Here is an 18,947-nt window from a genome sequence, read left to right on the forward strand (position 1 = left end):
GCTCGCCCGTATTGCGGGGATTGCGGTTTAGCCTACCGGGATATTTAGAACGTACATTCCATAATGATGGCGTCGATTCCGTCATCGTAGTAGCCGCCGCGCACATGAATTGCGCGGTAGCCGTTGCGTTCGTAGAGGCGCTGGGCGCGCGGGTTGTCGGCACGCACCTCCAGCAGGATGCGCTCGGCTCCCTGTTCGCGGGCACGCTCGTGCATCTGCTCGAGCATGGCTCGGCCGAAGCCGTGGCCCTCGTACTCGGAGAGCACACCGATGGTCTGAACGTCAGCGGTGTCAGCTACGACCATGGTTCCGCAGTAACCGATGGCGCGCCAGTCGCCCTCGCCGCTTTCCGGGTTCTCCCCCGGCAGCTCGAGCATGTAGTAGGTGCGGGTCGGGTGGGTCAGCTCCTCAAGGAACATGTCGATGTGCCAGGCGTCGGCGGGGAACAGGGTGGTCTCCATGCGGTGCATGGCCTGCACGTCCGCGAGTTCGGCAACGCGCAGGCGGGCGCCCAGATTCAGGTCATCCCGCACGATATTTTCAGTAGCGCTCACTAGTTATCCTTCTGGGCAGCAGCCTGTGCAGCCTGCTTCTGCTGGCGGGCGAGCATTGCGGCGGGGACCTTTGCGTCCGAGTCGCGCAGGTACTGGGCGGAGGTGTCCTCGCTCAGGTTCTCTACGCCCAGGCGCGCCGCGGCGGCAACCAGGTACTCGGCGTGCGGGTGAACCTTGCGGGCGGAATCGACGATGGTCCAGCCGTGCTCTTCGAGGGCCTCGGCGTACAGGCCGGCACCGTAGCCGTAGGCGTAGGAGGGGCCTTCACCGGGCAGAATTTCGGAGGCGGGGCATACGTTCGGGCCGTCCACCAGGGTGTAGCCTGCAGCCTCCACGCGGTAGCGGGCGGAGTAGACTTCGCGGCGGCGCGCGTCGGAGAGCACGAGTAGCTCAGCACCTTCTACAAGCTCAGCACCTTCAGCAGAGGCGAACGCTCGTTCTACGTTCTCTTCCCCGGAGCTTTCCCCGGCAGTATCCCCTGCAGCCGCGCCAGATACAGCGCGCTCAGCAAGGGCGGTCAAGCTCATCATGCCGTACACCGGCACCGACCAGGCAAAACCCAGGGCGCGCGCAGTAACGATACCGGCGCGAAGACCCGTAAAAGGTCCCGGGCCGGTACCGGTCAGAATCGCATCCAAATCTTCGCCGCGCACGCCGGCGTCCTGCAGGGCAGCCTGCGCGTAGGGGCCCATCACCTCAGCGTGGGAGCGGGTATCTTCGCTCTCGTAGCGGGCGAGGATTTCGAAGGACGCACCGGCTTCGGAGCCGTGCACACGGGCGAGCGCCACAGAAGCGGTGGCGGATGAATCAAGGGCAAGTACTAGCACTCTATCATTCTAGCGCGCGGGCTCTAGGCGCTCTGCAGGGCCTCTTCCAGGGCGTCGAAAGCGTGCTCCCAGCGGGGGCCGAAGGCGCGCACCCGCAGCAGGCGAGGCTCGGGGGTGTCCGTTTCCTCGTCGCTTTCGTCCTCAGCTTCGTCGTCCCAGCTGAACTCTTCGGCGCCCGAGTAGGCGAAGCGTGCATCCGCGCCGGTCAGTCGGGTGAAGTCCAGTTCCAGACGGGAATCGCTCAGGTGCTCAGCCTTATCGCGGCCCCACTCGATGACGGTCACCGAGCGCGGCAGGGAGAACTCCAGGTCCAGGTCGTCGAGCTCTTCTGCGCTGGAGAGGCGGTAGGCGTCCACGTGCACCAGGTCGGGGCCGCCGGGTCGGGGGCCATCCGGCAGGTTCGGGTGCACGCGCGAGAGCACGAAGGTCGGTGAGATAACGCCCTCGCGCACGCCCAGGCCTTCGCCCAGGGAGCGGGTGAACGTGGTCTTACCCGCACCGAGCTCACCCGAGAGGAGCAGTACGTCCCCGGCGTTCAGGTGCTGCGCCAGGGTGAGCGCCAGACGGCGGGTATGGTCGGGACCGGTCACGTCCAGGTCGAGGGCGGCTGAAATGTACTCAGCGCTCATTAGCTCTCCTGCTCCTCGCCGGTGCCCCACAGCTCGTTCAGCTCAGCTTCAACCCAGGAGCCGCCGGCGTAGAGGCGCTCCACGCGAGGAGAAATGCGGGTCACGATTTCATAGTTAATGGTCTGCGCGGCTTCCGCCCATTCTTCCACGGGCGGGTTTTCGCCGGCACCGAAGAGGACGGCGGGGGCACCCAGGTAGCCCAGGGCGGGGTCGCTCAGGCCGGGTTCGCCCAGGTCAACGACCATCTGGTCCATGGCGACGCGACCGACTACACGGTAGGTCGTACCCTCCGCGTTATTGGGCACGGCGCCGCTCTCCGTATTCTGCGCACCCGGGTAGATGCGCACCGGCGCGTTCTCCGCAATGCGCGGCACGCCGTCAGCGTAGCCGAGCGGCACCAGCGCCAGGGTGGTTGCCTTGGGAGTGTGGTAGCGCAGACCGTAGGAAACGCCCTGGCCTGCAGGAACTTCCTTCACGGCGGCAATGTAGCTACCCACCGTCATGACGGGCTTCAAGCCCAATTCCTTGGAGGTCACCTCCGGCAGCGGAGAGAGACCGTACAGAGCAAGGCCGCAACGCACACCGTCACCGAGCAGACGCTCCTCCGTATCCCAACCCTCCAGGGAGGCGGTCAGGGTCGCCGGTGAATTCGCCAGATGCACAATCTTCGGGTCCAGGCCAGCTTCGCGTGCCTGAGCCACAAAAGTATCCAGGGTGTCGAGCTGTTGGGCAGTCTCAGCGCGGGTCGGCTCATCCGCAACCGCCAGGTGGCTGAAAATACCCTCAACCGTAATCAGACCGGCATCCTCCAGAGATGCGGCGCGAGCCACCAGCGCAGGCCAATCCGCCGCGGTGGCGCCGTTACGACCCAGACCGGTATCAGCCTTCAGATGCACGATAGCGCGCTCGCCGGTGCGTTCAGCGGCGGCGGCAACCGCCTCCAGATCCCAACCGGAAACACCCAGACGAATCTTCTCCTGCAGTGCTGCGTCAAAGTCGGTAGAGGGGGTGTGCAGCCACGCCATGAGCGGCGCATCAATACCGTCAGCGCGCAGTTCCAGCGCCTCATTCACGTGCACCACGCCCAGCAGGTCGGCACCGGCGGCAATAGCCGAACGTGCCACCGGGTACGCGCCGTGACCGTACGCATCCGCCTTAATCACAGCGATGAGCACGCGGTCACCAATGAGTTCCTTGAGGCGGCGCACGTTATGTTCCAGCGCGTCAAGATCAATCGTGGCGCTACGTTCCACCTGGCCGGGAGTGCAGGGCGGGCAGTAAAGCGGTTCGGCAGGCTGCTGAGGGTGAGTCATGGTCCTTCGTTTCTGACGGGCGGGTACTACAGGCTGTACTTGAGCAGCCTCTCTTCTAGTAAATTCTAGACCTCCCGCTGTGCGAAAGTCCTGTCGCGCTACACTAGGTCAGGTACCCCTTTAGAGAGGAAAGCATCGATGAGCACTCTGCCGCCGGTTCGGACGGTTCACATGTATTCCATGCACACCGACCCTTTTGCGCAGCCCGGTAGCGGAGATGCAGGCGGCATGAACGTCTATATTGCCCGGTCGGTGCATGCCATGCTGGAGCTGGACCCGGAGCTACGGGTTGAGGTTTTCACCCTGGACCGCGGTGAGGCGCTTCCGGCTGATTCGCCGTTCCGTCAGCCGCCTCAGCCCGGCGAGCGCCTTGTGCGCCACAGCCTTGATCTTCCTTCCGCCCGTGGTCTTTCTAAGAATGAGCTGGCTACGGTCACCGATGATTTTGCGCAGGCATGCGTGGAGCAGGCGCTGTACACCCCGGATATTATTCACGCCCACTATTGGCTGTCGGGTCAGGCTGCCGCTCGCGCATCCGAGCTGTGGTCGGCGAAGGGTGCCGGCTCCCCCGTTCCTGTTCTTTTTACTCCCCACACGACGGCTGCCGCCAAGGACGCGCGCCGCGGCGAAGGCGAGGCGCCCGAACCCGAGGAACGCTACCGCGCCGAGCGGCTGATGAGTAGCTACGCGAGCCGGGTCATTGTGAACACTCCCCTGGAGGCGCAGCAGATGAGCGAGTACTACGGTACGGACGCGCAGAAGCTTGCCACTATCCCGCCGGGTGTCGACACTTCGATTTTCCATACGATTCCGGGCGTGCATCCGCTCAATGACACCTCGGAGACTCGTTGCCGCATTGTTTTTGCCGGCAGGCCTCAGCCGTTGAAGGGTCCGCATCTGCTGGTGGAGGCGCTCGCGCTGCTCCCCGAGGATTTGCAGGTGGATGTGGATATTATTGGTCGTTCCGATTCGGATTATGAGCGCTGTCTGCTGGCACGCGCGAAGCAGCTGGGTGTGGCAGATCGGGTGCATTTGAAGGACCCGGTTCCGGCGTCTGAGTTGGCGAATATTTTCCGTGCTGCCGATATTGTGGCATCCCCATCCTCTTCTGAAACGTTCGGTCTGGTGGCGTTGGAGGCGCAGGCGTGTGGCGCTGCGGTGCTCGCTACGGATGCTGACGGTCTGCGCTATGCGGTGGAGAACCACCGTACGGGCCTGCTGGTGGCGCCTCGTACTCCGGAGCGTTGGGCGGCTGCTATTGAACGCCTGGTCCGTGCGCCGTATCTGCGTCATTCGTTGGGTGCGAACGCTGCGGCGCGTGCCCGCACGATGGGTTGGGATCAGACAGCACGCAGGACCCTTGAAGCTTATGCCGAGGTACGTCAGGGTATCTCGCAGTAATTTATTTTTGACGTTGTGAGGAGTTTTGATGTCTTTCTCCATGAGCCGCGATGAGTTCGCCGCATACCTGGATTCGGTGCGCATTACCGGCGAGGTGGCGACCCCGCGTGAGAATAATCTGGACCATATTCAGGGTTTCCTGGATGGCAATGAGCACCTTGAGTTTGGTGTTCAGTGGACCCGCGAGTGGGATTACGATTCGGTATTTGAGGTGATGGTCCGCCGCGCGGGTCTGAACCCGGACCGTTCGCACACTCACGGCCAGGACACGATTGGTGCCGAGCAGTGCATCAGCGCCCTGGAGGAGTACGCCCGCATTTTCGGTGAGGCAGTGCGTGCTGGCTCCCGCATTCTGTTTGCGACCGGTCACCCGGCGGGTCTGTTCCCCATTTACGCGGTGATGGCTGCGGCAGCGAAGGCTGCTGGCGCGGAGGTTCTTCAGATTGAGGAGGGCGAGCGTTTCCTTGACGGTGACATCCGCCAGATTATGGATGTCGTGATGTTTGAGCAGTACGGCAACCTGCAGCATACGCATTTCCCCGGTCCGATGCGCATCGCTTTGAATCAGCTGGAGGCGCGCGGCGTGACCCCGGATCTGGTGGTTTCGGATCACGGTATGGGTGGTTATGCGGCGTCTACTCGTAAGCTGCTGACGATTGGCATTGCGGATTGTAATGATCCGGGTCTGTTTGTTGCGGCTGAGCAGGGAGATTTGCCGGTGTGTGTGCCGATGGATGATAACGTTCCGCCGCGTCGCTATGAACCGATGATTGATTTCATTTTGGATCGTGCGGGGCTTGAGCGCCCTTAATGTCCCTTTTACGCCGTGTGCGTAGGGCTTGTTATTGAGCCTCCGGGATTTGTCTTTTTATATGCCGGTTATTGTTTTCCTGCAGGTGCGTGAAACATACCGATAGTTTTTGGAGTTTCTTAGCTCCACTAGGCATTCTTCCCGGAGGCTCTTATTCTCTTCTTTTTCTGTGATTGATTTCATCACACCGGAGCGGCTTTGCCTCTTCATTCTTCGAGACGTGAGACCCCCGACCCCGTAGAATAGTTTACGGAACACGTTTATGCGCTCTGTGGGCTCATATAACGCTCCACTAGGCGCCTAACCAGTGCCTTTACCGTAATCTCTGCCATTATTCACTCAGCAAGATTAAGGGTTCACTCATTCATTCAGAACAAAGATTAGGACACGATTTCCCTATTCACCGATAATTAGGGGTAAATGTGCCTATTCGCCGCTCTCAGTCCACGACACAGGACAAATTTCCGGGGAAGATTACACCGTTGAAAGTACAAGATCGTCTTAAAAAAATGTGGGGTTCAGACTTCGTTATCAAGCGAAGCTGGCATCCCAAGGTTCAGCGTGCCCTTTACTTTGGCGATTTTCTCGCCATTGCTGTTGCGGTTATCGCTGCGCATCTGATTCGTTTCGGGTGGGAGAATGCTGACCTGCCCTATGTGAACGTTTGGCCTATTAATGTTCTCGATGGCCGCGTACCCGCGATGGACTATATCTTCTTGGGTATTGGCCTGACCGTTGGCTGGTGGTTTATTCTCCAGGTGAACGGCTCCCGTAGCCTGCGCATTATGGGTTTCGGCACTGAGGAGTACCGCCTCATTACTCGCGGCAGTACTTATTTCTTCTGCCTGCTGATTATTGTGGCGTTCTTCCTCAAGGTTGACGTCACCCGCATGTACCTGCTGATTGCTTATCCGCTGGGTCTGTTCTTCCTGCTGATGGAGCGTTGGGTTATTCGTCAGGGTCTGGTGCGTTCGCGTACTCGCGGTCGCGCGCTGACTCGCGTCATGATTATTTCTGATGTGACGACCGGTCAGCACCTGTATAAGAACTTGAAGGATGTGGTTGCTTCCGGCCTGTCCCCCGCTGCGTTCTACCTGCCCGGTTTCACTCCCGGTACTACTGTTGCTGGTGCGCCGATTCCGGTGCTTGGTTACAGCACTTCTCCGGCTGACATTATGGAAGCTATCCGCGAGAATGATATTCACATGGTCGCTGTTACGAATGGCCATCACTTGAGCCCGGATCAGGTTCGTCTGCTGGGTTGGAAGCTGGCGGATGCGCATATTTCGCTGATTATGGCTCCGGCTACGACCGATATTGCTGGTCCGCGTATGCACATGCAGCCGCTGAACGGTCTGCCGCTGGTGCACGTGTCGACTCCGCGTATTACCGGTCTGTCGGCGTTCTTCAAGCGCGCCGTGGACGTTGTGTCCTCGGGTCTGGGTTTGATTCTGCTCTCTCCGCTGTTCCTGGTGGTTGCTCTGCTGGTTAAGCGTGATGGCGGCCCGGTCTTCTTCCTTCAGAACCGTGTGGGTCTGAACGGTGAGCTTTTCAAGATGGTGAAGTTCCGTTCGATGCGTACTGACGCTGAAGAGGTCAAGAAGCGCCTCATGGAGCAGAACGAGGGTAACGGCGTGCTCTTCAAGATGAAGGACGACCCGCGTATTACCCCCATTGGTAAGTTCATCCGTAAGTACTCGATTGATGAGCTGCCTCAGCTGTGGAACGTGTTCATTGGCGATATGTCGCTGGTGGGTCCGCGTCCTCCGCTGGTTGAGGAAGTTGAGCAGTACGAGGACATTGCGTACCGCCGTCTGCTGGTGAAGCCGGGTATTACCGGCCTGTGGCAGGTTTCGGGTCGTAGTGATCTCTCCTGGGAAGAGTCGGTTCGTCTGGATCTCTACTATGTTGAGAACTGGTCGCTTACCGGTGACTTCATTATTCTTCTGCGTACTGTCCGTGCGGTTTTCGCTAAGGAAGGCGCGTACTAAGAAGGATGGTGGGAGTTTCTCCCGCTGGTTCGTATGCCGGTTTTTAGTGATGCTGTCCCGGCACAGGCAGCTCGGCATCGTGTATTGATATAAGCGCGTTGAAGGGGCGTGAATCCAATTCCGGTGGATTCACGCCCCTTCTGTGTGCCCAGGGTGTCTGGTCAGCTCTTCGCTTCTAGACAAGCGTCAGAACATCAGGGCGCTAGTTCTGTTCCCCTATTCGGCGATGAGGCGCGCGATGACTTCGGGGAGCATCTGCGCGACGCGGGTTGCGGGTGCCGGGCCGGGCAGAGCGTCCTTGACGCTTCCGGTGGCGCTGGCGCGTGCTGCTTCACCGTGCAGGTAGACTGCGAGCGCGCCGATGGAGGCGAAGGTGCACCCTTCTAGGGCTTCTCCGCGGGCGTCGAAGGCGGCTACGGTTTGGGCGAGCAGGGCGCCGTAGATGCCGGTGAGGGTGTCGCCGCTGCCTGCGGTGGCGAGCCAGGGGCTTCCTCCGGCAACGCTGTAGGTGGCGCCGTTGGGTGCCGCAATGAGCGTGTAGCCGCCCTTGAGCATGACGGTGGCACCGGAAAGCTCGGAGGCGGCACGCACCCAGCGGAAGGGCTCTGCGTCGATATCCTTGCGGCTGGGTACGATGGCGTCACCCAGGTGCTTCTTCCAGGTTTCGGGGGCGAGCTCGTGCACGATGCGCAGGAAGCGTTCGAGCTCTGCGGCGTGCGGGGTGAGGATCTTGTGGGAGCCGAGGTGCTTGCCGGTTGCCAGGTATTCTGCCGCCAGGTCGCAGGCGCCAGCGTCGAGGATGGCGGGTTCGGGCGAGTGGAGCAGGTAGCGGTTCTTATCCAGCGAGTCGTGGCTAGAGCCAGATCCGCCGGCCCAGACGGTGACCCTCTGCAAGGCGGGGGCGCCGCTGAAGTAGACGGTTTCGGGGTTGTGAGCAATCATGAGCTGGCGTAGCTCGTGAGAGTTGGCGTTGAAGCGGACCATGCCCACGCCGGTGTTGAGGGCTGCGCGTACGCTCATGAGGGCTGCACCGGGGTATTCGAGGCTTCCGGTGAGCATGCCCAGTACGCCGCGGGTGTACTTGTGGGAGTGCTCGTCGGGTACTTCGATGAGTTCGCGGTAGTCTTCGCGGTCGAGGACGCGCAGGGCGGGCTTGTGGGCGTTGAGGGCTTCGGGAACGCCCAGGTCGTAGAGTTTGATGTCTCCGGAGTGGACGCTGTGGCAGGTGCCTGCCGGTAGCTTGTGGCCGATGAAGGTGACGGTGCGATCGGCGCGCAGGGAGGGTTCGTGCACGGTTCCGCGGTTGTTGTCGACTCCGGAGGGGGTGTCTACGGCGAGGACTGCGCCGAGCTTGCCGTTCTTCTGGGCTTCGCGCAGGGTGCTCAGGTATTCGCCGGCGCTACCGCGTACGGCGCCGCTGGAGCCGGTACCCAGGATGCCGTCAATGGTCAGGTCGTAGCCGATAAGGTGTTCGAGGGTGTGTTCGGGGTCGAGTACGCGGGTGCCTTCGCCGCCTTCGCGGGCGATGAGTTCGAGGTTCTTTTCGCTGGAGTCGAAGATGACTGCGTCAACGCGGTGGCCCTTGGCGCTGAGGCGGGCACCGGCGTAGATGGTGTCTGCGCCGTTGTTGCCCGGGCCGATGAGCAGCAGGATTTTTGCTTTCTCCTTGCCGCGGAGCAGGTCCTGCGCTTCGGCTGCGACGGCGTCTGCGGCGCGTTGCATGAGGTAGCCGTCGTAGTCGGCGGCTTCGATGTAGGGCTTTTCTGCTTCGCGTACCTGGGAAGCAGTGTAGATGAGCTTCATTGCTGTCTCCTTGGGTGGCACCGTGCGGGCCTTAGGGGTCACCTGGTGTGGTGTTGGTGTGGCTCTGCGTTAGTCGTCGGTGTCATCTCCGGCGATGACGCTGAGTCGGTAGCTTTCGGGGTTGAACTTTTGCAGGTGCGCCAGTTCTGCGTCGCTGAGGTATTCGGCGGTTGCGATGGCGATAGCCATGGGTTCGTCGTGGGTCAGCGAGAGGTGGATGCGGTTGATGCCGAGTTCTTTGGCTCGGCGGGCGATGGTGCCCTGAATGATGAGGTAGGGCTGGCCACTTTCGGCGGTGGCTACTTCGCAGTCTTGCCAGTTGAGTCCTGCGGGTGCTCCGAGTACTTTTGCGACGGCTTCTTTGGCGGCAAATCGTACGGCTTGGGAGCGCACGTTCCGGGTGCGTTCGTTGGGGGTGAAGACGCGGCGGACGAAGGCGGGTGTTTCGGTCACGATTCGTTCGAATCGTTCGATGTTGACGGTATCTACGCCGATTCCCATAATCATGAGCTTCACCTTCTGCGGTAGGGGTGGTGGCCGCGTCCTGTTTGCGGTTTCTCTTGTTTTAAGTCTAGCGAGGTTCGCGTCTTTTGGGCGGTTTAGCGTCAAATATGACGCCTTGATGCGGCCTATTTCGTTGCTTCTATTTTGGTTGGGGTGCTGCCCTCGTTGAGGGTCTGGTTAAACGACAAGGGCGGTGGTTGAGTTCTCTAAGAACTCAACCACCGCCCTTTCGTTATCGCTGAGGCAATTTCCGAGGATTACTCCACGGTCACGGACTTTGCGAGGTTACGCGGCTGGTCAACGTCCAGGCCCTTAGCTTCTGCCAGTGCGCATGCGAAGATCTGCAGGGGCACGGTTGCCAGCAGGGGCTGCAGCAGCGAGGGGCATGCCGGGACGGTGATGAGGCGGTCTGCGTAGGGCTTGACTGCCTCGTCGCCTTCCTCGGCGATGACGATGGTGAAGGCGCCGCGTGCGCGCACTTCCTGGATGTTGGAGACGACCTTGCCGTGCAGGGAGTCGCGACCGTTTGCGGAGGGAACCACTACGATGACCGGCTGGCCTTCATCGATCAGTGCGATGGGGCCGTGCTTGAGCTCGCCTGCTGCGAAGCCTTCAGCGTGGATGTAGGTGATTTCCTTGAGCTTGAGCGCGCCTTCCATTGCGACGGGGAAGCCCACGTGGCGACCGAGGAAGATCACGGAGGAAGCATCCTTCATTTCGACGCCCAGTTCCTTGACCTGGGTGTCGTTGTCGATGACCTTCTGGATCTTTGCGGGCATGTTCTGCAGCTCGGCGAGGATCGATGCGATTTCGTCCTTGTACTTGTTGCCGCGCAGCTGTGCCAGGTACAGGCCGAGCAGGTATGCTGCGGTGATCTGTGCCAGGAATGCCTTGGTGGATGCCACTGCGATTTCGGGGCCTGCGTGGGTGTACAGCGCAGCGTCGGATTCGCGGGGCAGGGTCGATCCGTGGGTGTTGCAGATGGAGATAACCTTTGCGCCCTGTTCGCGTGCGTGACGCACAGCCATCAGGGTGTCCATGGTTTCACCGGACTGCGAGAGTGCCACGATGAGGGTCTTCTCGTTCACGATGGGGTCGCGGTAGCGGAACTCGTGTGCGAGCTCAACCTCGGTGGGGATGCGGCACCAGTGCTCGATGGCGTAGCGTGCCACCTGGCCTGCGTATGCTGCGGTACCACATGCAACGACGATGATCTTGTCGATCGAGCGCAGCACCGAGTCGTCAATGTTCAGTTCGTCGAGGGTCAGGTTGCCGTTCTCGTCGAGGCGGCCCATGAGGGTCTGCTCAACTGCGGTGGGCTGCTCGTGGATTTCCTTCTCCATGAAGGAGTTGTAGCCGCCCTTTTCGGCTGCTGCTGCGTCCCACTCGATGTGGAAGGGCTTGCCCTCTGCGGGGTTGCCTTCGAAGTCGATGATGGAGTAGTCGGTGCCGGTGATGGTCACGATCTGATCCTGACCCATCTCGACGGCTTCCTTGGTGTAATCAATGAACGCGGAGACGTCAGAGCCGAGGAAGTTCTCGTTCTCACCCAGGCCGATAACCAGCGGGGAGTTGCGGCGGGTTGCCACAACGCGGTCCGGGTGGTCGGCGTGAACAGCCAGGATGGTGAAAGCACCTTCCATACGGTTGGATGCAACGCGTACTGCCTCGGTGAGGTCACCGGTACCGAGCTTGTTGTAGATGCTTGCGATGGTTGCTGCAGCTACCTCGGTGTCGGTCTGGGATGCGAACTCTACGCCTTCAGAGATCAGTTCAGCGCGCAGTTCTGCGAAGTTTTCGATAATACCGTTGTGAACGACGGCGAGGCGGCCGTTGTCGACAACGTGGGGGTGAGCGTTGTTGTCAGTGGGTCCACCGTGGGTTGCCCAACGGGTGTGACCGATACCAATCTGGGAGTCCGGCAGGGGGTTTTCCTTGACCTCGTTTTCGAGGTTCAGGAGCTTGCCTGCCTTCTTACGGAATACGATGCCGTCGGGGCACACCAGTGCCACGCCAGCAGAGTCATAGCCGCGGTATTCCTGGCGGCGCAGACCTTCGAGGACCACATCGTATGCGTTGTGATCAAACTTGTTACCGTCCGGAGCAGTGTCCAGACCTACATATCCTACGATTCCACACATGCTATAAGTTTATCCCACAAGTATCCGAATATGCGCACGGTGAAATACCGTTACACATCACGTTTATTGTGGCTTTCCTAGCTTTTCGGGTTTTATCCTTTTCTTTCCATAAATTTATTTCTTCGGACAAACCGTGAGAGTAGGTATTTTCCCCGCGGGCTGAAAGTTCGTACACTTAGATAAATGAGCACCGCACCGTATTTTTCTGGCGATGACCGTTTCATGCGTCTTGACCGTTCCCGTTGGTCGCACCTAGCCGATGAGATTTCTGTCCCCCTCAGTGCTGAGGAGATTGAGTCTCTTCGAGGTCTGGGTGAAACTGTCGACCTTGAAGAGGTGCAGCGTATTTATCTGCCTGTTTCTCGTCTTCTGAATCTGTATGTGACGGCTGCGTCTTCACTGAACCATATGACAAATGATTTTCTGCATGTGTCTCAGCGGCGTGTCCCGTTCATTATTGGTGTGGCGGGTTCTGTTGCTGTGGGCAAGTCGACGACGGCGCGTATTTTGCAGGCGTTATTGAGCCGTTGGCCTTCTACCCCGAAGGTTCAGCTGGTGACTACGGATGGTTTCTTGTATCCGAATGCGGAGCTGCAGCGTCGCGGCATTATGCACCGTAAGGGTTTTCCTGAGTCATATGATCGCCGCGCTCTATTGAATTTTGTGTCGCAGGTGAAGTCTGGTGCGGAGCGCGTGGTGGCACCGAAGTATTCGCATTTGTATTACGACATCATGCCGGATGAGCACATTGAGGTTACGGCACCGGATGTGCTGATTCTTGAGGGCCTGAATGTTTTGGCGCCTTCGCAGGCTGAGGGTCCGGAGACTTCCGATTTGACGCTGAGTGATTTCTTTGATTTCTCTATTTATGTGGATGCCCGCACTGAGGATATTGAGCGCTGGTATGTGAATCGTTTCTTGACGCTGCGTTCTTCGGCTTTTACGAATCCTGAGTCGTATTTCAAGCGTTATGCGGAGCTGAGCGATGAGCAGGCGGTCGAGGTAGCAACCGGCATTTGGAAGAGCGTGAATGAGCCGAACCTGGTGCAGAATGTTTTGCCGACTCGTGCTCGTGCGCATTTGATTCTGCAGAAGGGTGCTGAGCATACCGTGGAGCAGGTTCTTCTGCGTAAGAATTAGAGGCTTTTTGGGCTTTTAGTGTTCTTGTGCGGCTTTTGCCACTCGTGTCATGCATTTGTGGTGCATTCTAGAAGAAGGCGCCGGAGGCTCCACTCCCTCGCGGGGTGGGTTTAGGCTTCCGGCGCTTTTTGTATGCACCGTTACGCACCATGATTAGGAGTTATTGTGAATTCCCCGCGCCGCACATCCGATTCTCAGCGGTCTTTTGAAAGTTCTGTGATGAACCGTCGCACTCTTCTGGGTGCGGCTTTGGGCGTTGGTGGCACCGCGTTACTGGCAGCATGCGGTTCGCAGGGTCAGGGCGCTTCTTCGTCAGCTTCTTCTGCATCTTCTTCTGCATCTTCTTCTGCATCTTCTGCAGCCTCTTCCTCTGCTGCATCTTCGCCCTCGGCGGCAAGCGCTTCGGCTTCTGGCATCCCTTCTCCCACCGGTGTTGCCTCTTCAACTATTCCCTCCCCCACCGCTTCTGCGAGCGCATCGGGATCCGCCACGCTCGCTCCAGCGCAGCCGAGTGTTGAGGCTCAGCCGGATTCGCTGCGTTGTCTTGTGAATAAGATGCGTCCCTTTGCGCAGCTGGATTGGGAGCCGAGTGACCTGGTGGATTTCTATGGTCAGCAGTTGCGTGCCGAGGCGGCTAAGGCAGCGGACACGATGATTGATGCGGCTGCTGCTGATGGTGTGACCCTGCTTGTTTCTAGCGCGTATCGTTCATATGCGGTGCAGCAGCAGACCTATCAGTATTGGGTTTCAGTGAACGGTCAGCAGGTGGCAGATCAGTTGTCGGCGCGTCCCGGATATTCGGAGCATCAGACAGGTTTGGCGATTGATTTCGCTTCTCCTGAGGGGTGCCGGCTGGAGGAGTGTTACCGCGATACGCTGGCTGGCCAGTGGTTGGCGAAGAATGCTCCGCGTTACGGATATATTTTGCGTTTCCCTGATGGCCGTCAGTCAGTGACTGGCTATCGTTTTGAGCCGTGGCATTACCGGTATGTGGGTGTGCAGACTGCTCAAGAATATGTGTCTTCGGGCGCGAAGACTTTTGAGGAGTTTATCGGTACGGGCGCGGCACCCGATTATGCAAGTGCAAACTAGCCTCTGAGCTAACCGCGCGGTACCGCCAGGCGCGTTGAGCGGTGATGTGTATCGTATTTCTAGCTTCCATGTCAGAAATAAATAGGCACAGCATATGCATATTTTCTTGCGTATATCACCCGTAAATCCGCGGTTTTACAGGGTCTACAGAGATTTTTACTCAACTTCATGTGACATAGACCTTAAGTATTGGGCACCATAGAACCATTGTGAAGAAAAACACATGCTTTACGGTGAAAATTTTCTCAGAATATGGCATTTTGAACACCTGAAAGGCGCTATTCTATATCTCATGCTTAAGGGTTTTAAAGATTTTGTAATCCGCGGTAACGTCATCGACCTCGCAGTTGGTCTGATTATGGGTACCGCCTTCACCGCTGTGGTGACCTCGCTTGTCCAGGCCGTCCTGATGCCGGCTATCTCCATGCTGGTTGGCTCCCCCAACTTCGACAACTTCCTGGTCTTCGGCCAGATCAAGGTTGGCGTGTTCCTGACCGCTATTGTCAACTTCATCCTGATTGCAGCTGCTGTGTACTTCGCAGTTGTTGTGCCCACTCAGAAGCTGACTGAACTCGCGCTGGCTAAGAAGAAGGCTGAAGACGAGGCTATTGAAAAGGAAGAGACCGAGCTTGACCTCCTGAAGGAGATCCGCGACGCTCTGGCAAAGAAGTAATTTCTCTGCTCTCTAACACTAACTTTCAAACCCCCGTATCCCCTGTGGATACGGGGGTTTTCCGTATCCTTATCCCCTACACCCGCCCAAGATAACGAAGAAGGGCTGGGAAGGTAACACCTTCCCAGCCCTTTCTCTATCCTCCATTCCGGTCTTCGCACCGGAAGAGAATACGTTTAGAGTGCCAGTTCCTTAGCCACAACGTCTGCCAGCTGCTGAGCAACCTCATCGGCCTGCTCCTGGGTTGCAGCTTCAACCATCACGCGGACCAGAGGCTCAGTGCCGGATGCACGCAGCAACACGCGGCCGCTCTCACCCAGTACGCCTTCAGCCTCGCTCACGGCGGTAGCGAGCGCCTCGTTGGTCTTGACCGCCCCACGGTCAACGCCCTTGACGTTAATTAGGCGCTGCGGGGTGGGCTGCATGCGGGATGCCAGCTCCGAGAGGGGCTGACCGCTACGTGCCACCTCTGCAGCCAGCTGGATGCCGGTCAGAACGCCGTCACCGGTGGTTGCGTAGTCGCTCATGATGACGTGGCCGGACTGCTCGCCGCCGAGGTTGTAGCCGTGCTCACGCATAGACTCGAGGACGTAGCGGTCGCCCACAGCGGTGCGGCCGAGGGTAATGCCGTGCTCGCGCAGGTACAGCTCCAGGCCCAGGCTGCTCATCACAGTTGCGACGAGGGTGTCCTTGGCGAGCTTGCCTTCGCGCTTAGCGGCAACAGCCAGGATAGCCATAATCTGGTCGCCGTCTACCAGGTTGCCCTTCTCGTCAACTGCCTGGCAGCGGTCAGAGTCGCCGTCGTGTGCGATACCGAGGTCTGCACCGTGCTCAACCACTGCTGCCTGCAGCTTCTCGGGGTGGGTGGAGCCCACGCCGTCGTTGATGTTGGTGCCGTTGGGCTCTACAGCCAGTGCGATGACCTCTGCACCCAGCGCCTCGAAAGCTGCGGGAGATGCCGCGTATGCTGCACCGTTTGCGCAGTCCAGAACAATCTTCTTGCCGGTGAGGGGCTTGCCCTCGGGCAGAGTGGAAACCAGGTGCTTCACGTAAGCTTCGGTACCGTTCTCCAGAGGCTTGACGGTACCCACAGCGCCACCGGTCGGGTAGCGGAAGGACTTCTCACGGTAGACGCGCTCAATAGCGTCCTCGACGGAGTCTTCCAGCTTCTGGCCGCCACGTGCCAAGAACTTAATACCGTTGTCCGCTGCGGGGTTGTGCGATGCAGAAATCATCACGCCGAAGTCAGCTCCGGTGTGCGCCACCAGGTACGCTGCTGCGGGGGTGGGGACGATACCTGCGTCCAGCACGTCAACGCCTGAGCTAGCGAAGCCAGCCTTCATCGCAGAGACAATAAAGTCTGCAGAGGATCGGGAGTCATTTGCGATCACGGCACGGGGGCGTACGCCCTCTTCTACCGTGTCAAAGCCCAGCACAATAGAGGCCGCCTGCGCGAGCTCCATAGCCAGGGCGGGAGTAATTACATCGTTTGCCAGACCGCGTACGCCGTCGGTTCCAAAAAGTCGTTCAGTCACCCTTTTATTTTACGATGCGCATAACTCTCCTCAGGCGTATACACCGCATTTTCTTCAGAATCAGAAAGTGATTTTCAGCGGCTACATATGTGCTTCATAGCTAATGTTTCTGCAGACACGCAAAGGCGCCTGCTCTCCGTTCCCGAGGTTGGGAAAAGAGAGACAGGCACCTTTATAGCGCAAGCTGTTTACGCGGCTATACCGCGTAGGGTGAGCCGAGGCTCATGCACCGTTCACAACGATTACTTGACGACCGGGAAACCGTCGGGAGAGTCGCCGGACTCGTCCTCGAAGACGTCGGAGGCGGAGCGAACGATCAGCGAATCGAGCTCGCCGACAACGGCCTCGTCCTTGGCGGGGTAGTCGAACTGGGAGAGCACGTAACGCATTGCTTCCAGACGTGCGCGCTTCTTGTCGTTGGACTTGATAACGGTCCAGGGGGCGTCACCGGTGTGGGTGTAGAAGAACATTGCTTCCTTTGCCGCGGTGTAGTCGTCCCACTTGTCCAGGGATGCCAGGTCGGTGGGGGAAAGCTTCCACTGACGGACCGGGTCGGTACGGCGGGAGGTGAAGCGTGCGAGCTGCTCTTCGCGGGTGACGGAGAACCAGAACTTGATGATGTGAATACCGGAGTTCACCAGCATGCGCTCCAGGTCCGGAACTTCGCGCATGAACTCGAAGTACTGTGCCTGGGTGCAGTAGCCCATAACGCGCTCAACACCGGCACGGTTGTACCAGGAGCGGTCCATCAGGACGATTTCGCCGCCGGAGGGCAGGTGCTTGATGTAGCGCTGGAAGTACCACTGGGTCTGCTCGATATCGGTCGGCTTCTCCAGTGCGACAACGCGAGCGCCACGGGGGTTCAGGTGCTCGGTGAAGCGCTTAATGGAGCCACCCTTACCTGCTGCGTCACGGCCCTCAAAGATGATGAGGATCTTCTGACCGGTGGACTTAGCCCAGAGCTGTAGCTTCAGCAGCTCGATCTGCAGGGCACGCTTTTCCTTCTCGTATGCCTTGCGGCTGAGCTTGGTGTCGTAGGGGTAACCCTTCTTCCAAGCCTGAGAAATCTCGTCGTCCTTCTTGTCCTTGCCGAGGGCACGGGTGAGGGAAGCCATTTCGTCCAGCTCTGCCGAGTAGTCTTCAACAACGGAGGTGCGGCGTGCCTGGGGCTTCAGGGCTTCCTTAATGGCTTGTTTCTTCTCAGAACCGGTGTGTGCGTGTGCGCCTTCAGCGGTGTGCTGGTGGGCTTCAGTCTGAGGAGCCTCCACAGCCTTCTCTTCGGGCTGGGTGGAGGGATTCTGCTCTGCCATGAGTACTCTTTTCTTCCTGTCTGCTTTGACTCTTTAACTCTACCGGTGTGCTCTTCGATGAACAAACGTAACAGTTACATGCACCCTATAACCTTGTAACGTTCACGGTGAGTAGATACGCAAAACGCCCCGCTCTCTAGGGAGAGACGGGGCGTAACGCTTCGTGAAAACCAGCGATTAACGCTTGGAGAACTGCGAAGCCTTGCGTGCCTTCTTAAGACCAGCCTTCTTACGCTCGATGACGCGTGCGTCACGGGTCAGGTAGCCAGCCTTCTTCAGTGCGGGGCGGTTGTTCTCGCGGTCGATCTCGTTCAGTGCACGAGCGATACCCAGGCGCAGAGCACCTGCCTGACCGGAGGGGCCACCACCGTTGATGCGTGCGATGACGTCGTATGCACCCTCAAGCTCGAGGAGCTTGAAGGGCTGGTTGACGTCCTGCTGGTGCAGCTTGTTGGGGAAGTAGTCTTCCAGGCTACGACCGTTGATGGTCCAGTTACCGGAACCGGGCACAACGCGAACGCGTGCCACTGCTTCCTTGCGGCGACCAACTGCTGCGCCTGCAACGGTCAGTGCCGGACGTGCTGCCTTAGCCGCTGCGGGGGCAGCGGACTCCGAGGTGTAGCTGGTCAGCTCTTCCTCGACTACGATCTGCTCTTCGTTCTGAGCCACGATTTCTCCTATTGTTTCTTCGTAGGCCCGAATTACTGGGCGACCTGGTTGAATTCGTAGGTCTTGGGCTGCTGTGCCGCGTGCGGGTGCTCGGGGCCAGCGTAGACCTTCAGCTTCTTGAGCTGCTGTGCAGCAAGCTTGTTCTTGGGCAGCATGCCCTTAACAGCCTTCTCAACCGCGCGAACGGGGTTGGTCTCAAGCAGCTCTGCGTAGTTCACGGACTTCAGACCGCCGGGGTAACCCGAGTGGCGGTATGCACGCTTCTGCTCGAGCTTTGCACCGGTCAGGGCGACCTTCTCAGCGTTCACGATGATAACGAAGTCACCGGTGTCAACGTGGGGAGCAAAAGTCGGCTTGTGCTTACCGCGCAGCAGGATAGCGGTCTGGCTTGCGAGGCGGCCGAGAACAACGTCGGTGGCGTCAATGACGTGCCACTGGCGCTCGACTTCGCCGGGCTTGGGAGTATAAGTGCGCAAAATATTGGCCTTTGTCTCGAAATGTACATACGGCGCTTAGTTGGGTATCGCGCCTTTTACTTACGTGCATGACGAACA

Annotated in this window: 17 protein-coding genes; 6 read left to right on the forward strand and 11 right to left on the reverse strand. The window is 59.1% G+C overall.

The genetic code is table 11. From position 1 onward, the window contains the following. Positions 1-44 precede the first annotated feature (44 nt). The 4 genes from rimI to alr are packed head-to-tail and all read right to left on the reverse strand — an operon-like array spanning position 45 to position 3,323. Complete coding sequence (rimI, locus tag RWZ58_RS01015) at positions 45-554, reverse strand: ribosomal protein S18-alanine N-acetyltransferase (protein ID WP_314656838.1); 510 nt, start codon at positions 552-554, stop codon at positions 45-47. Then, a complete protein-coding gene (tsaB, locus tag RWZ58_RS01020) occupies positions 554-1,381 on the reverse strand; it encodes a tRNA (adenosine(37)-N6)-threonylcarbamoyltransferase complex dimerization subunit type 1 TsaB (RefSeq protein ID WP_314656839.1) in 828 nt (275 codons plus the stop codon). Before tsaB ends, rimI begins: the two co-directional genes overlap by 1 nt. Before the next feature lie 23 nt (positions 1,382-1,404). Next, positions 1,405-2,010, reverse strand: coding sequence for a tRNA (adenosine(37)-N6)-threonylcarbamoyltransferase complex ATPase subunit type 1 TsaE (gene tsaE, locus RWZ58_RS01025; protein ID WP_314656844.1), 606 nt, complete (start codon positions 2,008-2,010; stop codon positions 1,405-1,407). After that, positions 2,010-3,323, reverse strand: a complete 1,314-nt coding sequence (gene alr, locus RWZ58_RS01030; protein ID WP_314656845.1) for an alanine racemase — start codon at positions 3,321-3,323, stop codon at positions 2,010-2,012. The genes tsaE and alr overlap by 1 nt, the downstream gene beginning before the upstream one ends. Before the next feature lie 138 nt (positions 3,324-3,461). On the opposite strand from alr, the gene RWZ58_RS01035 reads away from it, so the two are divergent. From RWZ58_RS01035 to RWZ58_RS01045, 3 genes are all read left to right on the forward strand, one after another. Then, the gene (locus RWZ58_RS01035; protein WP_314656847.1) at positions 3,462-4,724 is read left to right on the forward strand and encodes a glycosyltransferase; all 1,263 of its coding nucleotides are present in this window, start codon (positions 3,462-3,464) and stop codon (positions 4,722-4,724) included. A 28-nt stretch (positions 4,725-4,752) separates the two neighbouring features. Further along, entirely contained in the window at positions 4,753-5,535 is a 783-nt protein-coding gene (locus RWZ58_RS01040) for a phosphatase (protein ID WP_314656848.1), read from the forward strand. Positions 5,536-6,044: 509 nt separating this feature from the next. After that, the gene (locus RWZ58_RS01045; protein ID WP_314656851.1) at positions 6,045-7,526 is read left to right on the forward strand and encodes a sugar transferase; all 1,482 of its coding nucleotides are present in this window, start codon (positions 6,045-6,047) and stop codon (positions 7,524-7,526) included. A gap of 216 nt (positions 7,527-7,742) precedes the next feature. Here the strand turns inward: RWZ58_RS01045 and RWZ58_RS01050 are convergent, their stop codons facing one another. From RWZ58_RS01050 to glmS, 3 genes are all read right to left on the reverse strand, one after another. Continuing rightward, complete coding sequence (locus RWZ58_RS01050; RefSeq protein ID WP_314656854.1) at positions 7,743-9,329, reverse strand: bifunctional ADP-dependent NAD(P)H-hydrate dehydratase/NAD(P)H-hydrate epimerase; 1,587 nt, start codon at positions 9,327-9,329, stop codon at positions 7,743-7,745. A gap of 69 nt (positions 9,330-9,398) precedes the next feature. After that, the gene (locus tag RWZ58_RS01055; protein ID WP_005505045.1) at positions 9,399-9,836 is read right to left on the reverse strand and encodes a holo-ACP synthase; all 438 of its coding nucleotides are present in this window, start codon (positions 9,834-9,836) and stop codon (positions 9,399-9,401) included. Between the two features lie 254 nt (positions 9,837-10,090). After that, the gene (gene glmS, locus RWZ58_RS01060) at positions 10,091-11,974 is read right to left on the reverse strand and encodes a glutamine--fructose-6-phosphate transaminase (isomerizing) (RefSeq protein WP_314656856.1); all 1,884 of its coding nucleotides are present in this window, start codon (positions 11,972-11,974) and stop codon (positions 10,091-10,093) included. A gap of 183 nt (positions 11,975-12,157) precedes the next feature. Here glmS and coaA point away from each other — a divergent pair, with 183 nt between their 5' ends. The 3 genes from coaA to mscL all read left to right on the forward strand — a co-directional run bounded on the left by coaA (position 12,158) and on the right by mscL (position 14,879). Then, positions 12,158-13,114: a type I pantothenate kinase gene (gene coaA / locus RWZ58_RS01065; protein WP_314656857.1), complete on the forward strand. Its 957-nt coding sequence runs from the start codon at positions 12,158-12,160 to the stop codon at positions 13,112-13,114. Between the two features lie 219 nt (positions 13,115-13,333). Further along, positions 13,334-14,206, forward strand: a complete 873-nt coding sequence (locus RWZ58_RS01070) for a M15 family metallopeptidase (RefSeq protein ID WP_314656858.1) — start codon at positions 13,334-13,336, stop codon at positions 14,204-14,206. Between the two features lie 292 nt (positions 14,207-14,498). Beyond that, on the forward strand, positions 14,499-14,879 hold the full coding sequence (gene mscL, locus RWZ58_RS01075; protein WP_049327571.1) for a large conductance mechanosensitive channel protein MscL: 381 nt from the start codon (positions 14,499-14,501) through the stop codon (positions 14,877-14,879). A 176-nt stretch (positions 14,880-15,055) separates the two neighbouring features. Here mscL and glmM read toward each other — a convergent pair whose 3' ends face one another. The 4 genes from glmM to rplM form a co-directional block, all read right to left on the reverse strand. Beyond that, entirely contained in the window at positions 15,056-16,414 is a 1,359-nt protein-coding gene (gene glmM / locus RWZ58_RS01080; protein WP_314656861.1) for a phosphoglucosamine mutase, read from the reverse strand. 242 nt (positions 16,415-16,656) lie between these two features. Beyond that, positions 16,657-17,724, reverse strand: coding sequence for a polyphosphate kinase 2 (gene ppk2 / locus RWZ58_RS01085; RefSeq protein ID WP_314656862.1), 1,068 nt, complete (start codon positions 17,722-17,724; stop codon positions 16,657-16,659). Between the two features lie 177 nt (positions 17,725-17,901). Further along, the gene (rpsI, locus tag RWZ58_RS01090; RefSeq protein ID WP_005505036.1) at positions 17,902-18,393 is read right to left on the reverse strand and encodes a 30S ribosomal protein S9; all 492 of its coding nucleotides are present in this window, start codon (positions 18,391-18,393) and stop codon (positions 17,902-17,904) included. A gap of 32 nt (positions 18,394-18,425) precedes the next feature. Then, complete coding sequence (gene rplM, locus RWZ58_RS01095) at positions 18,426-18,869, reverse strand: 50S ribosomal protein L13 (RefSeq protein WP_005505035.1); 444 nt, start codon at positions 18,867-18,869, stop codon at positions 18,426-18,428. Between the last annotated feature and the right edge of the window lie 78 nt (positions 18,870-18,947).

Source organism: uncultured Rothia sp., from assembly GCF_963544205.1.
In the GTDB taxonomy this organism is placed as follows: domain Bacteria; phylum Actinomycetota; class Actinomycetes; order Actinomycetales; family Micrococcaceae; genus Rothia.